Annotated in this window: 9 protein-coding genes; 1 reads left to right on the top strand and 8 read right to left on the bottom strand. The window is 65.5% G+C overall.

The window, feature by feature from the left end:
- Window positions 1–227: 227 nt before the first annotated feature.
- Window positions 228–1517, top strand: a complete 1290-nt coding sequence (locus tag H618_RS0101155; protein WP_028693312.1) for an OprD family porin — start codon at window positions 228–230, stop codon at window positions 1515–1517.
- 72 nt (window positions 1518–1589) lie between these two features.
- On the opposite strand, the gene H618_RS0101160 is transcribed toward H618_RS0101155, so the two are convergent.
- The 8 genes from H618_RS0101160 to tssE are packed head-to-tail and all read right to left on the bottom strand — an operon-like array spanning window position 1590 to window position 15075.
- Window positions 1590–2267: a hypothetical protein gene (locus H618_RS0101160; RefSeq protein WP_245586738.1), complete on the bottom strand. Its 678-nt coding sequence runs from the start codon at window positions 2265–2267 to the stop codon at window positions 1590–1592.
- Window positions 2258–6631, bottom strand: a complete 4374-nt coding sequence (locus tag H618_RS21075; protein WP_050577176.1) for an RHS repeat-associated core domain-containing protein — start codon at window positions 6629–6631, stop codon at window positions 2258–2260. Before H618_RS21075 ends, H618_RS0101160 begins: the two co-directional genes overlap by 10 nt.
- A gap of 12 nt (window positions 6632–6643) precedes the next feature.
- On the bottom strand, window positions 6644–7078 hold the full coding sequence (locus H618_RS0101170; protein ID WP_028693314.1) for a DcrB-related protein: 435 nt from the start codon (window positions 7076–7078) through the stop codon (window positions 6644–6646).
- A gap of 10 nt (window positions 7079–7088) precedes the next feature.
- On the bottom strand, window positions 7089–9026 hold the full coding sequence (locus H618_RS0101175; protein WP_028693315.1) for a type VI secretion system Vgr family protein: 1938 nt from the start codon (window positions 9024–9026) through the stop codon (window positions 7089–7091).
- 11 nt (window positions 9027–9037) lie between these two features.
- Window positions 9038–11698, bottom strand: a complete 2661-nt coding sequence (tssH, locus tag H618_RS0101180; protein ID WP_028693316.1) for a type VI secretion system ATPase TssH — start codon at window positions 11696–11698, stop codon at window positions 9038–9040.
- Complete coding sequence (gene tssG / locus H618_RS0101185; protein WP_028693317.1) at window positions 11691–12737, bottom strand: type VI secretion system baseplate subunit TssG; 1047 nt, start codon at window positions 12735–12737, stop codon at window positions 11691–11693. The genes tssH and tssG overlap by 8 nt, the downstream gene beginning before the upstream one ends.
- The gene (gene tssF / locus H618_RS0101190) at window positions 12701–14563 is read right to left on the bottom strand and encodes a type VI secretion system baseplate subunit TssF (RefSeq protein WP_028693318.1); all 1863 of its coding nucleotides are present in this window, start codon (window positions 14561–14563) and stop codon (window positions 12701–12703) included. The genes tssG and tssF overlap by 37 nt, the downstream gene beginning before the upstream one ends.
- Window positions 14560–15075 (bottom strand): type VI secretion system baseplate subunit TssE, encoded by a 516-nt coding sequence (gene tssE / locus H618_RS0101195; RefSeq protein WP_028693319.1) that lies wholly within the window; start codon window positions 15073–15075, stop codon window positions 14560–14562. The genes tssF and tssE overlap by 4 nt, the downstream gene beginning before the upstream one ends.
- Window positions 15076–15143 lie beyond the last annotated feature (68 nt).

A 15143-nucleotide genomic window follows, 5' to 3' on the forward strand; every position in this document is an offset into this window, starting at 1 on the left:
TTCCTACAGAATAATTCACCAGTTCTGCTCGAAATGACCCTTCAAATTTGCTGCTGAAGCGGCGAAATCTGGTTATAACCTTATTCTTTTCACGATTTTTTGACATTTTCGTCAAGTCGCAGCTAGGATTCGATCCCTCTTCGCTGGCCCGGCTTGGGTCAGTCTGCTGCCAGGTGCCGTGGATCGCTCACAGCGCTTGTTGATGTCGTGATAAGGAAAACGCCCCAATGTTGAACACCAGGATCAGCCTCGTCGCACTGGCATTGATTGCCGCGAGCCAGGCCCAGGCCAATGAGCAGGCCCAAAGCAAAGGCTTCGTCGAAGACAGCCACGCCAACGTGCTGCTGCGCAACGCCTACATCAACCGTGACAAGAAGCACGGTAATTCCGACCAGGCCGAGTGGGGCCAGGCGTTCATCGGCAAGTTCAGCTCCGGCTTCACCCAGGGCACGGTCGGCGTCGGCGTCGATGCCTTCGGCCTGTATGCGCTGCGTCTGGATGGCGGCAAGGGCCGTAACGGCGGAGCCGGCATCGACTTCTTCAAGCCCAGCGATACCGCGCCAGCCAACTCCCCGCACAACCTCGCCCGCGCCGGTGCAGCGGTGAAGTTCCGTATCTCCAACACCGTGCTCAAGTACGGCGACCAGATGCCGTCGCTGCCCGTGCTGCAACACGACGACGCCCGCCTGCTGCCCGAGAGCTTCACCGGCACGCTGATCACCTCCAAGGAGATCAAGGGCCTGGAACTGAACGCCGGCCGCTTCACCCAGGAAGCGCGCAAGAGCGCCGAAGGCCGCGACAGCGGCGGTCTGAAGTCGATCAACGTGCTCGGCGGCAGCTACCACTTCACTGACAGCTTCAGCGGCTCGCTGTACACCTCGCAGGTCGAAGACGTGCTGCAAAAGCACTACCTGGGCCTGAACTACGTCCATGCCATCGCCGACGACCAATCGCTGACCCTGGACTTCAACGGCTACAAGACCGAAATCAACAACAAGTACGTCAAGGCCGCTGACCTGACGGGCGATCGCAACACCATCTGGAGCCTGGCGGCGACCTACGCCTTCGGCCCGCACGCGCTGACCCTGGCGCACCAGCGCAGCACCGGCAGCACCGGTTACAACTACGGCTGGTACCAGAACCGTGGCGGCGTCGGCGATGGCGGCTCGAGCATCTTCCTGGCCAACTCCTACTGGTCCGACTTCAACGCCGAAGACGAGCGTTCCTGGCAGATCGCCTACGACCTCGACTTCGCCGGCTTCGGCGTTCCAGGCCTGACCTACAAGGTCGCCTACGTACGCGGTGACAACATCAACACCCACGGCTTCGGCGAAGGCAAAGAGCGCGAGATCTTCAACCAAGTGCGCTACGTCGTGCAGGAAGGCCCGGCCAAGGACCTCTCGGTCAAGCTGCGCAGCTCGTACCTGCGCACCTCCGAAAGCGTGCGCCAGAACGGCTACAACGACGACGGCAACGAAGTCCGCGTATTCGTCGAGTACCCGATCAGCATCTTCTGATCGATCGCTGCGCGGTAGTCCAACAGCCTCGGTGAATGCCGGGGCTGTTTCGTTTCAACGCCGCTTCGATGTTCAGGTGGACTGAATGAAGAAGTATCCCCCTTCATCCCCCTCCTTGCCGCGCCGCGCCTGACGGTCGACGTAGACGTAGCCGATTCCTTCTGCGAGCAGACCCTCATGCTCGGGGCTCCATTGGGCGATGTCGTAGTCCCTCAATTGCAGCAGAAACAGATAACGGTTCGGCTCGTAGATCGGGTCTTGCAGCCACGACGGCCGACCGACCGGCTTGCTCACTTCCAGCCCGTTGTCGTCATCTTCCAACTCCTGCTCGAGCTCTTCGTCGCTCATCGCCTGAAAGTGGATGAACGCGCTTGGCAGCAGCAGCGTGCCCGGCGTCGGCGACAGGGGCTGGTCGCTCAGGCGGTGCAGCAGGACCCGGGCGTAACCTGCGTTGCGCACGGTTTCCAGCTCGCTTTGCTGATTGACGGTGTAGCGGCGTTGGGTCGCTTCGTTGAACTCACCGTCGCGTTGCTTGACTGCGATGAACACGGTCAGCGCCATGCCCTCGGGGATGAAGGTCACCGGCAGGAAACGCTCGGTGAGGGTCAGCAGTGGGGTTAGCAGTTCGCCGGAATCCGGGGCCCGTGGCCACAGCTCCATATCGGGCAGGAAAGCCCCGCCGCCGACCTGGCCGAGCCCTGCGTCCTGGTCGGAAAACACGATCTTGTTCGAGCTCATGGTCAGTAACATCCCTTGCTCTTGGCGAACGACTTGGCATAGCGCCGTGCGGTTCGCAGTTGTTGAATGGTCATCTCGCCCTTCACCACCATGGAGTTGTAGATTGCCTTGGACATCAGCTTGATCTCCAGGCGGCCGCTGCGCAGCATCTGATTGCCTTTCAGACCCAGCTGTTTACGCAGTCGCCTTTCCTCGCGGTGCACGGCGCGGTGGTTGGTCGGGCTCAGGGCGATGGACGGGTTGCCACGCAGGCGCTGGCCATTGCTGGCGATACCTTTGTCCTGGAGGAATTTGTTGCGCACCACTTCGTGGGCCTCGCGGCCATCGTTCTTGTGCACCTCGGCGCCGTAGCCTGCGACCTCGCCTTCATTCAACAACCCCCACGGATCGATCCAGGTAAAGGGATTCGGCGCATACGCATAGTGATTCAGACCGCCCGATATACCGATTGGATCGGGCTGGGTGAAGCGTCCGATGTCCGGGTCGTAGAAGCGGAACAGGTTGTAGTGCAGGCCGCTCTCGCGGTCCAGGTACTGGCCCTGGAAGCGCAGGTTCTGCTGTGCAGCGAAGTCGCTGCTGGCGTATTCCTGGCGGGTCTGGCCCCAGGTCGAGTAGCGCGCACTCCAGCACAGCTCACCGTTGTCGTCGCTGAGTTGTTCAGGCAGGCCGTTGAGGTCGTTGTGGTAGTGGCGCAGGTGCTGGTAGTCGCCTTCACCGTCGATGCGCGCCAGTGGCTCGTGGCCGTCATCCAGGTACAGGTACAACGTCTGCCGGCCATCGCGACGCTCGCCGCTCAGGCGCAAGCCATCCCAGGTGAACTCGGTCTGCCCCAGCAGCACACCGCCGAGGGTGGTCTCGCGTTTGCCAATGCGCCGTCCCATCGGGTCGTAGGTCATGTGCAGAACCCGCTCGCGCCCGGGCTGCAGGGTGTGCACTTCGATCAGGCGGTGTTCGGCGTCATACACGAAGCGTTGCGTGCCATGGCGACGGCTGCGCTTTTCCTTGAGCCGCCCAAATCCGTCGTAGGTGTAGCGCTTGTCTTCGAAGGTCAGCAGCCGATCATGCTTGACCAGTCCCGCGCCAGAGGGGTGTGGATCGAGCAGGTTGCCGGCCGGGTCGTAGTGGAACTGTTCATGCAGGCCCTGGCTGGGCGCATCGACGGCGGCGATACGTCCGCTGGCGTCGTGGTTGAAGGTCTGCCAACCCTGCAGGTCGGGGCGCTGCACATAGCGGCTGGCGAGGTTGTCGAGCAGGTCGTAGGCAAAGCGCAGTTGATCGCTGGCGGGCACTTGTTGCGCCTGGCTCGCTGAGCGCCTCAACCGCGCACGCAGGTGCCCGGCACGGTCGTACTCGCTGCGGGTCAGCAACTGCCCCTGGCTGCGCAGCACTTCGCGGTGCAGGCGGTCGCGCTGGAAGTCGCTGACCAGCCGGCCGTCGACGTTGACCTGATGCAGGTGACCACTGCCGTAGTACAGGCGATTGATCCAGCGGCCATCGGCCACACGAGTGCGGGTCAGGTTGCCGAGTGGGTCATATTCATGACGCAGGCTACCGCTGGCGCTGCGTTCTTCGAGCAACTGGCCGAGTGCGTCGTAGGCAAAGCCCAGCGATTGACTGCGTCCGTCGACCCCATCGAAGGTCATGTCCAGCAACTGATCGACCGCGTCGTAGCGGTAGCGGGTGCACCCATCGCGGGTGGTGCGAATCAACAGACGGCCAACGGCATCGTGCTGCATCTGATGAACGATCGGCGCTTCGTCGCTGCCTGCGGTGGGCACGAACTGCACCTCGCAGAGGTTATCGCCGGCATCGTAGCGATAGTGGCGGGTGCTGCCATCGAGGTTGCACTCGGCCACCAGCCGGTCGGCGGCGTCCCAGGTGAAACTGTGCAGTTCACCGTTGGCATTGCGCATGCCGGTCAGCCGCCCATAGGGGTCGTGCAGGTAGCTGACGCTGCGGCCAAAGGCATCGCGCCGGGTGGTCAGCTGACCGCGACTGTTGTAGCCCAGCTCGGTGACATGCCCGGCCGGATCTAGGTAGCCCACCAGCAAGCCGCGCTCGTCGTAGCGGTACTGCTCGATGCGCCCGTCAGGCTGGGTCACTTGCAGCAAACGGCCATCGAGGTCGTGCTGGTAGTCGGTGACTTCGCCCAGGGCGTTGCTCAGGCTGCTTAGGTGGCCATGGGCGTCGTAGGTCAGCCGGGTGACGGCATCGGTGCAATCGGTCTGGCGCAGCAGCAAGCCGCGCAGGCTCCATTGCAGGGTGCGACGGGTGCCGGCGGCATCGATGATCTCGCACGGACAACCGTGGGCGTCGTAGCGGTAGCGGGTGATGCCGCCCAGCGGATCGGTCTCGCTGATGCAGTTGCCGCGTGGGTCGTAGCGGTATTGCCAACGCTGACCGGCGGCATCGGTCTGCGCCGTTGGTAGTGACCAGTGTTCGAGCCAACTGGTGGATTCCCGTCGGCCCAGCGGGTCGAGCGTTTCCACCAGGTTGCCCGAGGCATCGTAGAGAAACCGCCACTGGCCACCGGCAGGATCGGTGGCGCCGAGCAGTTGGCGTTCGTCATCCCACTCGAACTGCCAGGTCTGGCCCAGCGGATCGCTGTGCCGGGTGATCTGCAACTGCGCGTTCCAGGCATGCAGGTTGACCCGTTGCAGGCTGTCGGTGACGCGGGTGATGCCGGCTTCGAGGTCGTAGTCGAACTGGTAGCTGTCGCCGGCATCGGTCCAGTGCCGTATCACCCGCGCAGCGTCGCCGATCTCGGCCCACTCGTAGAAGCAGCGCAGGCCGCTGCGGGTCTGGTGCTGGCACAGGCGTTCGGCGGCGTCGTAGGCAAAGCTGCGCAGCAGGCGCTGCTGGCCGTCACGAACCTCGACCAGCAGGCCGCGGGCATCGTAGTGATAGTGCGCGCGCACTGCGTTGTGGCCATCGGCATCACGCTGCTCGATATGGCTGACGCGCTGCGGCCAGTGCTCGTTGTAGTGCAGGTGCAGGCAGACGCTGTCGAAGGTGTCGCGCAATTGGCTGAGGCGGCCTTGGGCGTCGTAGTCCAGGTAGATGCGGTTGTCGTTGCGATCGCCCAACTGGCTCAGGCGCAGGTGCTCGGGGCGTCCTGGCGTGGGCTGGAACAACCGGTACTGGCCCTCACGGCTCTCGCTCAGCAGTTCTCCATTGGCTGCGCGACGAATGCTCAGGCCTTCACCGACACTGAACACCGCCTCGCCCAGGGCGATGCAGCCCATGTCCACGGCCCGCGCCTGTTCGTCGTACAGCCACAGCCGCTCGCTGCCATCGGCGTCTGCAACGAGGCTTACACTGACCTCGAAAGCCGTGCTCCAGCCCGGCCCGAACAACGTGTGCCGGCGCTCGTCACGGCTGCTGTAGAAACGCTGCCAGTCGATGGCCAGCATTGCCTGCACGCTGAAGTCGAGGTCGTCTTCGCCGCACAGCACCTTGGCCCCGGTAGCGGCATGCACCGGGTTCGGTGAGGCGCTGGTGGCGCGAATCAGCGCGCCGCTGACGGCACTGGTGGCGTAGCTGGTGGCGCCGCCCAGCAGCATGCAGCCCAGCTTGCTGTAGAACTTGCCACCACGCCCGCGCAGCAGCATCAACGCCGAAATCGCCAAACCGATGCCCGGCGTCTTGCCGCTGCGAATCTCGCGTACCACGATCGGCTCGCCGCCGATACGTACGTCGCTCGACACCTCGCCGCCATCGACCACCACCGCTTCGCAGGTGCTGCGGTCGCCGCTGCGCACGGCGGGGTGGCCGTTGATCATGACCTTGCTCGAGCCTTCGGCCAGGTACTGCGGCGGCATGGCCGGGTGCTTGCTGCAGAGGATCTTGTCGTCGTTGGCTTCCTGGGTATTCGGCGCGGGACTGGCGACGGTCGGGCGCCACATCTGCGAGAAGAAGCCCTTGGCCATGTCGAGGAAGGTTTGTTCCTCGGCCTGCGCGTCGGCGGCGACCTGTTCTGCCTCCAGCGGCGACAGGGGCGCCAGCACGATACCGGCGGCGCGGGCGGCGGGCTTGCCGTTGATGTGGGTGTCGCTGGAGCCGCTGGCGATGGTGGCTTGTACGGTGGGCGGCGAGAGGGCATTGCCGATGCCCTCGCATAATCGACTGAGCCCGGTGTCGGCGCCGGTCTTTGCCATCGCCACACCGACCACCAGGCCGACCGCTGCGCCGAGCACGAAGCAGCCCAGCCCGCCCGTGGCCACGGTGATGCCGAAGGCCGCCGCCACCGCGGCGGTGGCCAGCGCGCCGATGGCCACGGTGGCGGCCACCTCCAGCACGCCGCCGACGATGTCGGCCAGCATCGAGGTGTGCAGCAGCGCATCGCCTTCGCGGGCGGCCCAGAATGCGTCAGACATCGCCGCGTCCGCTCAGCCGAGGTTGTCGAAGTCGAGCGATTGCTTGAGCTGCGCCCAGTGCGCCGCCTCGGCCGCGCCCAGGGGCTGCGGCTTGACATAGCTGAGCGCGAACATCTTGCGCGTGCCCGGCAGCAGCAACGCCAGCTGGTACTGATAGACCTTGTCCTGGCCCTTGCTGAACTGGCTGCTCAGCTCGATGGCGTCGATGTCCTGCGCGGCACCGACCTTGACTGCGCTGGCCGGCACGAAATGCAGGTCCTTGACCTGCTGCTGCAAGCGCTGAAATTGGCCGTCGAAGTTGCTCTGCAGGGTTTCGCCTTCGGCCAGCAGGCTGCGGCTGACGATCAGCGAGGTGCCCAGCGCGTCGAAGCGCAGGATGTTGATGCTGGTGTCGGTGACGCCCGCATCCGGCAGGGCGAAACGGAATTCGTTGAGGCGGTAGGTCATGAAGGTCTCGTCACGTGTTCGCGTCGGGGAACAGGCCCTCGACCGCGTCCTGAATGTCTTTCTGAATACCCTGGCCATCGGCTGAGGTCTGCGCGCCGCCGCCCAGGTTGAGGTCGAGGGTGCCGCCTGTGTTGATTTCGGCATCCTGCCTGGCGTGGAAGCTGAACTGCTCGCAGCTGATGTTGATCTGCCCGCTGGCGTTGAGCTCGATGACGCTCTTGCCGCATACCAGGCGCAGCACGTTGCCCACTTCCAGCAGGTAGCTGGCGCCGATGCTGTCGGACTTGCTGGCACCGACCATCACCACGTCGTCGAAACGCACCGCCCGCAGGCGACTGGCGCCGATGGTGATCTGCTCCATCTGGCCGACCGACTGAGTGCGGTTGGCGCCCACCGAAAGGGTTTCGTCCTGCTCGACCACGGTGTCGAGGTTGCGCTCGGCGTGCACGTAGAGCTGCTCTTCGCCCTTTTTGTCTTCCATGCGGATTTCGTTGAAGTTGGCCGGCGAACCGCCCTTGCTGGAGCGGCTCTTGATGCCGCTCTGAGTGGCGCTGGCGGGCAGGTCGTAGGGCACGGTCTGCTCGGCGTTGTACACCCGACCGGTGATGATCGGCTGATCCGGGTCGCCTTCGAGGAAGCTGACGATGACTTCCTGACCAATGCGCGGCACCTGCATCGACCCCCAGTTCTTGCCGGCCCAGGCCTGCGAAACGCGAATCCAGCACGAGCTGTTTTCGTTGGACTGGTCGTGGCGGTCCCAATGGAAGTGCACCTTGACCCGGCCGTACTGGTCGGTCCAGATCTCTTCGCCGGCGGGGCCCACTACCACGGCGGTCTGCGGCCCCTTGACCAGGGGTCGCTGGGTGCTGGCCAGCGGGCGGAAGCTCTGCTGCGCGTCGATGCAACTGAGGTTGCCATGAAACTGTGCGCTGGCATTGCCGCCGCCACTTTCCAGACGCTCCTGCACCACGTGATAGCGGGCGGCGACGATCAGGTATTCGCGGTTCTGGTCGGCGCGGGTGAAGCCGCTCAGGCTGAACAGATGACCGCTGCCAAGGCCACGGGCGTTGCCACTGAGCTCGACCCGTTCGTGCTGGGTTTGCAGCGCTTCCAGGCGGGTACGGGCGTAGTGCTCGCCGTGCTCGCTGTGCTGGTATTCGCCGGGGTAGTCGAACAGCGGGTAGTCGCCAGCCTGGTGCGGGCGTGGCATGGCCGAACGCACGTTGATGCGCGCGCCGGGGCGCTGGAAGTCGTAATCGTTGAGTTCCAGCGAGCCGGGCTGCACCTCTTGCGCCAGGTACCAGTCGTTGATGTGGTCGCGCTCGCGATGCTGGCCGTCGGGTGGGTAGAACGGCACGCTCTCATAGCCGGCCACGCTGTGGTGCGCACCGTAGGCGTCGGCCAGCACCAGTACGTGGCGCTCCTGCTCGTGGCGGAAGTAGTAGTAGATGCCTTCTTCTTCGAGCAGACGGCTGATGAATTCGAAGCTGGTTTCGCGGTACTGCACGCAGTATTCGCGCTCGCGGTAACTGCGGCTTAGCTGTTCCTCGAAGTCCGAAAAACCGAGGTCTCGAAACACCTGCTTGACGATCTGCGGGGCGCTCTGGTTCTGGAAGATCCGGCAGTCGCTGGTGCGGGTCAGCAGCCACAGCCAGGGACGCAGCGTTACCCGGTAGCTGGCGAACTGGCCGCGATCCACCGACTGGCTGCAGCGGGCGACGATGCCGTGGAAATGGCGTTGCGTGCCCAGGCCCATCTGCAGGCTCAGGCACATCGGCTTGCCCAGCAGTTGGTTGAGGTCGATGGCCGAATCCTGGCTGGTCAGTTGCAGCTCGTATTCGAACAGCCGACCCAGCTCGTCACTGCCGCTCATTTCACTGAGCAGCAGGGTATTGGGTGGCAGCGGGCTGGTGATCTGCGCAAGGCGGGTGAGTTGCGAGAACAGCATGGCAGGTCCTGTCAGTCGGCAGTGGCGAAGGCGTAATGCAGGTCGTTGTGCTGGCGACTGATGTGCACGCTCGCCAGCGGCCGGCCTTCGAGCAGGCGGGTGAGGAACTCGCGGCTCATGTCCGGCAGCAGGCCATTGGTGAGAATGGCGTCGATCATGCGCCCGCCGCTTTCGCTTTGCGTGCAGCGCGAGACGATCAGGTCCACTACCGCATCGTCATAGCTGAAGCCGACCTTGTGCGTGTGCTCGACTCGGCGGCGGATGCGTTCGAGCTGCAAGCGCGTGATGGCCTTGAGCATGACGTCGCTGAGCGGGTAGTAGGGGATGGTCACCAGGCGTCCGAGCAGCGCTGGGGGGAAAATCTCCAGCAGCGGACCGCGCAACTGCGTGGCGACCGCCTCGGGTGACGGCAGTGCGCTGGCGTTCTGGCACAACGCTGCGAGCAGGTCGGTGCCGGCGTTGGTGGTCAGCAGAATCAGCGTGTTGCGAAAATCGATCTGGCGCCCTTCGCCGTCCTCCATCACCCCTTTGTCGAACACCTGGAAGAAGATCTCGTGTACGTCCGGGTGGGCCTTTTCCACCTCGTCGAGCAGCACCACGCTGTAGGGCCGGCGGCGCACGGCTTCGGTCAGGACACCGCCTTCGCCATAGCCGACATAGCCCGGCGGTGCGCCCTTGAGGGTCGACACGGTGTGGGCTTCCTGGAACTCGCTCATGTTGATGGTGATGAGGTTCTGCTCACCGCCATACAGCGCCTCGGCCAGGGCCAGGGCGGTTTCGGTCTTGCCCACCCCGGAGGTGCCGGCGAGCATGAACACGCCGACCGGCTTGTTCGGGTTGTCGAGGCCGGCGCGCGACGTCTGGATGCGTTTGGCGATCATCTGCAAGGCGTGGTCCTGGCCGATGATGCGTTTGCCCAGGTGCTGGTCGAGGTTGAGCACGGTCTCGATTTCATTGCGTGCCATGCGCCCGACCGGGATGCCGGTCCAGTCGGCCACCACCGCGGCCACCGCCTGGTAGTCGACCGTGGGCAGGATCAACGGCGTCTCACCCTGCACTGCGGCCAGGCGCGCTTGCAGGTCGAGCACGATGGCGCGCAGTGGATTGTCGCCCTGATCGACGCTGGCGCCGCTTTCACGCAGTTGCGCGCGGGTGGCGAGCAGTTCGTCGACCAGTGCCTTTTCTTCGGCCCAGCGCACTTCCAGGGTTTCCAGGCGCGTCTGCTCGGCGGCCAGGGCCTGCTCGGCCTGCACCTGACGTTGACCGATGGCCACGCCAATGGCCGCTTCGCGAGCGATGATCTGCAACTCGACCTGCAACGCTTCGATCCGCCGGCGGCTGTCGTCAACCTCTGCCGGCACCGCATGCAGGCTGATTGCCACGCGGGCGCAGGCGGTGTCGAGCAGGCTCACCGACTTGTCGGGCAACTGCCGCGCCGGAATGTAGCGGTGCGACAGCTTCACCGCCGCCTCCAGCGCTTCATCGAGAATCTGCACCTGGTGGTGCTGCTCCATGGTCGAGGCCACGCCGCGCATCATCAGCAGGGCCTTGGCTTCACTCGGCTCGGCCACCTGCACCACCTGGAAACGTCGGGTCAGGGCCGGGTCCTTTTCGATGTGTTTCTTGTACTCGGCCCAAGTGGTGGCGGCCACCGTGCGCAGGCTGCCACGGGCAAGGGCCGGCTTGAGCAGGTTGGCGGCGTCGCCCGTGCCCGCGGCGCCGCCGGCACCGACCAGGGTGTGGGCTTCATCGATGAACAGAATGATCGGCCGCGGTGAGGCCTGGACGTCTTCGATGACCTGGCGCAGGCGCTGTTCGAACTCGCCTTTCATGCTCGCCCCGGCCTGCAGCAGGCCGACATCGAGGCTGCGCAGTTCGACGTCCTTGAGCGCCGGCGGCACGTCACCGGCGACGATGCGCAGGGCGAAACCTTCGACCACGGCAGTCTTGCCCACCCCGGCCTCACCGGTGAGGATCGGGTTGTTCTGGCGCCGGCGCATGAGGATGTCGACCAGTTGGCGAATCTCCTCATCGCGGCCAACGATGGGGTCGAGCTTGCCGCTGCGGGCCTGCTCGGTGAGGTCGACGGTAAAGCGCTGCAATGCCTCCTGCTTGCCCAGCGCCGCCGGCGCCACCGCGCCACTGGCTTGACCCGGCACCCCGGCGCTGAAGCCGTCGCTGGCGCCGAGGGCGTTCTCCGGCGAGTCACCGACGTACTCGTCGAAGCGCTCGCTCAAGGCTTCGATGCGCAGCTTGGCGAACTCGCCCGACAGCCCCAGCAGCGCGTTGCGCAGGCTCGGGGTCTTGAGAATGCCGACCAGCAGATAACCGCTGCGCACCTGACTGGCGCCGAACATCAGGCTGCCGTAGACCCAGCCACGCTCCACGGCATCCTCGACCTGCGAAGACAGGTCGGTGATCGAGGTCGAGCCGCGTGGCAGGCGGTCCAGCGCGGCAGTGAGGTCGGCCGCCAGGCGCGCCGGCTCGACGTTGAACTGGCGCAGGATGCGCTGCAGATCGCTGTCGGGCAGTTGCAGCAGTTGGTGCAGCCAGTGCGCCAGTTCCACATAGGGATTGCCGCGCAGCTTGCAGAACACCGTGGCGGCTTCGATGGCCTGATAGGCCAGGCTGTTGAGTTTGCCGAACAGTGCGGCGCGGCTGATTTCACCCATGGTCCGGGCTCCTGGAAGCTGTGCGGGACAGCGTGGCGTAGTGGTGGGCCAGCTTGAGGTCGCTGGCATCGTGCTCGGGGCTGCCGAGCCAGGTGTCGAAACCCAGGCGCCGGCCAGTACCGGGTTGCAGGGCCGGCACCTGTTCGCGGCGCAGAATCAGTTGCACCTCCCAGTCCAGCTCGTGGCCCAGGTACTCGGCGACCCAGGCGGCCAGTTCGCTGAAGGCTTGGCCCCCGGGCAGCAGTGCGTGGTACTGGTCGAGACTGAGCGGGCCCAGGCGCAGGCGGAACTTGTGCTGGCGATCCCACACATGCCGACCCAGACACATATCCACGCCCAGGCGGTTGGCACGCACGCCGAGCTGGCTGCGTTCGGGCAGCTCGAGCCATTGCCCGACGTATTCCTCCAGGCTCACCGGCACGCCGAAATAACTGGCGAGAATGCCGCACAGGCCATCGGGGTAACGGGTCTGCGCAGCGAGGTGGCCGGAGTAGTGCAGCTTGGCGGTGTCGGGCAGCGGCCCCTGGCCTTGCAAGGCCGGTTGGCCGCGGCCACTGAGGGCGGCCAGGCGCCCGGCCCAGTAATCGTCGCCGGGGCGGTCGTGGCTGACCGTTGGCCTTGCTTCGGCCCAGGCCCGGTAGAACAGGCTCAGCAGGCGATGGTGGAAGACATCGAGGAAGCGCTTGCTGGTGGTGTCGGCGTGGTTGCGCTGGCGCTCGCGGGCGTATTCGGTGAGGTGCAGCGGCAGCGGCCCGTTGGGCCCGCCGAGGCCGAAGAAGAACTGCTCCAGACGCGCCGGAGCATGCTCATCGGCCGGCGTCACCGAGGCCAAGGTGGCCGGGGCGAAGGCGCTGTCCAGGCGCTGGCCGAGGCGTACCGGTTCATCGCTCAGGCGCAGCGAATGGCCGAAGCGCGGCACTTCAGGGTGTTCGGCTTCGAGCCGGCGCAGGGCCTGGAAGAAGTCGTACTGCCAGGGCTCGGCCTGCATCGCCTCGAGGATGTTCACAGGGTCGGCCTGCGTCCAGGTTTGGCTGTCCATCGCATGATCTCGCCACGCTCGGTGGTGCGCAGCACGGTTTCGGTGAAGCTGTTGATCGACACGTAGCGGGTCAAGAAGCGCTCGAACACCGCGCCCAGCAGAAACACGCCAGTGCCGCGGAAGGCGTTCTCGTCGAAGGTCAGGGTGATCTCCAGACCGCGGCCGAAGACGATCGGCCCGGGCATCGGCAGGCGCCGCGTGCACGGTGTGCAGCTGACCTCGCGCAGGCCGTCGATCTGCAACTGCAAGGCGCTGTCGTGGCTGTCGCCGTACAGCCGCAGCAGCTCGCGCAGGGCGGCGGCGCCCTGGCCCTGTTCAGTCAGCGACAGGTAGTTCAGCGACAGCTGGCTGATCAGCCGCCAGGCGCGGTTGTCGTGGGCATGGCTGGGGCGTGGCCGGCTTGGCCCGGCCAGGCAGCGCACGGCACTGACCGGCGCGCTGTCGGCCAGGCTGAAGTCGCTGCGCGCATCGCCCACGCTCATGAACAGCGGCAGGTCGCGGTTGCTGCACAGCGCGCTGATGCCGAGCTGGCGCAGGTCGTGACGGTACGGGGCCTGCTGGCCATCGACCAGGCTGATGAAGGTTTCGCTGCCGATATAGCTTGAGCGATTGCCATTGCGCCGCTGTTCGCTGGACAGCACGCGGGGTTCGCGACGCACGCTGTAGTAGGCCTGGTCGCGGCCATAGCGCGATGGATCACGCACGGCATAGAACGGCAGGAACGGCTGGTCGGGGCCGGTGCCATGGCCGCTGACCTGTTGCAGCGAATGGATTTCGAAGTCCAGCGGGCGCGTGCGGTCGGCGATCACATGGTGTTCGTTGACCTTGTCGCTGAGGTGGATGCGGTCGACCCGGCGCGGGAACAGATTGATTGCCGGTGTGCAGAAAGGCACGAACTGCTGGGCGCCGACGCTGCCTTCCAGGCTGCTCTCGAACCGCTCGAACAGCACCAGCAGTTCCAGCTCGTGGCCGTCGCAGCGCTGTACGGCGCGTTCGAGCCCGGCGAAGTCGACGAACAGATAACGCTGCGGCAGGGCGAAGTATTCCTGCAACAGCCGATAGCCCTGGAACGCCTGCGGCACCACCGGCAATGCTGCGTCGCGGTCATCGAAGCCGCACGGACGCAGGGCGTGCTCCAGTGCAATGCGCTCGACCCAGTCGGCCCCCGGCTGGCGCACGAACACCGCGCAGGCACTGCCCAGCAGTTGCTCGTACAGCCGATACGGGGTTTCGTCGCTGCCGTTGAGGTACAGCGGCAGGTGCTTGAGCGGCAACTGGCAGAAGGGCATTTGCGCGCCGCTGCGCAGGGTCAGACGCAGCCCGGCGCGGGCCTTGGGTTCGCTGGCCGCGAGGCGTCCGAGCACGGCGCCGGGGTTGCCGAAGTACTGCGCACGGGTCACTTCCAGCGGCCACAGGGTCACGTCCTGGGTGCTGCGAAACTCGCACGGTGTCTGCGACTCGCGGCCCAGGTTGGCGCGCAGGGTACTGCCCCGTGGCAGGCAGAAACCTTCGCTCAGCGAGCCTTCGTTGGGGTCGGTCTGAAGCTGCACCACGGTCATCGACGGGGTCGGTGCCAGGTAGTGCGGGTAGGCGATTTCCAGCAGGTTGTGGGTGAAGGTCGGGTACTCGGCATCGAGCTTGAGCTGCACCCGCGCGGTCAAGTAGGCGAAGCCTTCGAGCAGGCGTTCGACGTACGGGTCGGCGCAGTCGATGCCCGACAGGGTCAGGCGCCCGGCGATCTTGGGGTATTCCTTGGCGAACTCCGCAGCGCCCTCGCGGATGTGTTGCAGCTCTTGGTTATACAGCTCCAGCAGACGCGGGTTCATGGGCGCCTCCGGCGCAGCAGCGGCGCCACCCGCACCTGCCCTGATTCCAGGTCCAGGTCGGTCTGCAGCAACAGCGGCAGGGCGGCGGGCTGCGCCCACAGGTCGCCTTCGATCTCGAAACTCAGGGCGTTGGCGTTCATCTCGCCAGGGGCGCTTTGTGCGCGCACCTTCAGGGTGTGGGCGAGGATGCGCGGTTCGAAGTTGACGATGGCCTGGTGGATGATCTGCTCCAGCAGGCCGATATCGATGTTCGAGGCACTGTTGCCAGCCAGAGCCGGCAGGCCGTAGTTGAGCACCGACACGCCCGCCGGGGTGCGCAGGGTGGCGTCGGCGTCGAGCAGGGCGGTGGTGTTGAGCAGCCAGGTGAGGTCGCGCAGCACCGAGGCCTTGAGCTGTTGCAGCGACAGCACGCGCTTGTCCGGAGCTTCCTGCGGGTTGCCGGGGTCATCGTCGGTCAGACGATCGAGCAGCGAGGGTTGCAGGCGGTCACGGGCGGCGATGTCGGCTACCACGGGGCATTCCTTCGAATTCGGTAGAGGAACCTGCAGGAGCGGCCGGCTGGCCGCTGCTGCGGGACTGC

Origin of the sequence: Pseudomonas cremoricolorata DSM 17059 = NBRC 16634 (assembly GCF_000425745.1) — a bacterium.
In the GTDB taxonomy this organism is placed as follows: Bacteria; Pseudomonadota; Gammaproteobacteria; order Pseudomonadales; family Pseudomonadaceae; genus Aquipseudomonas; species Aquipseudomonas cremoricolorata.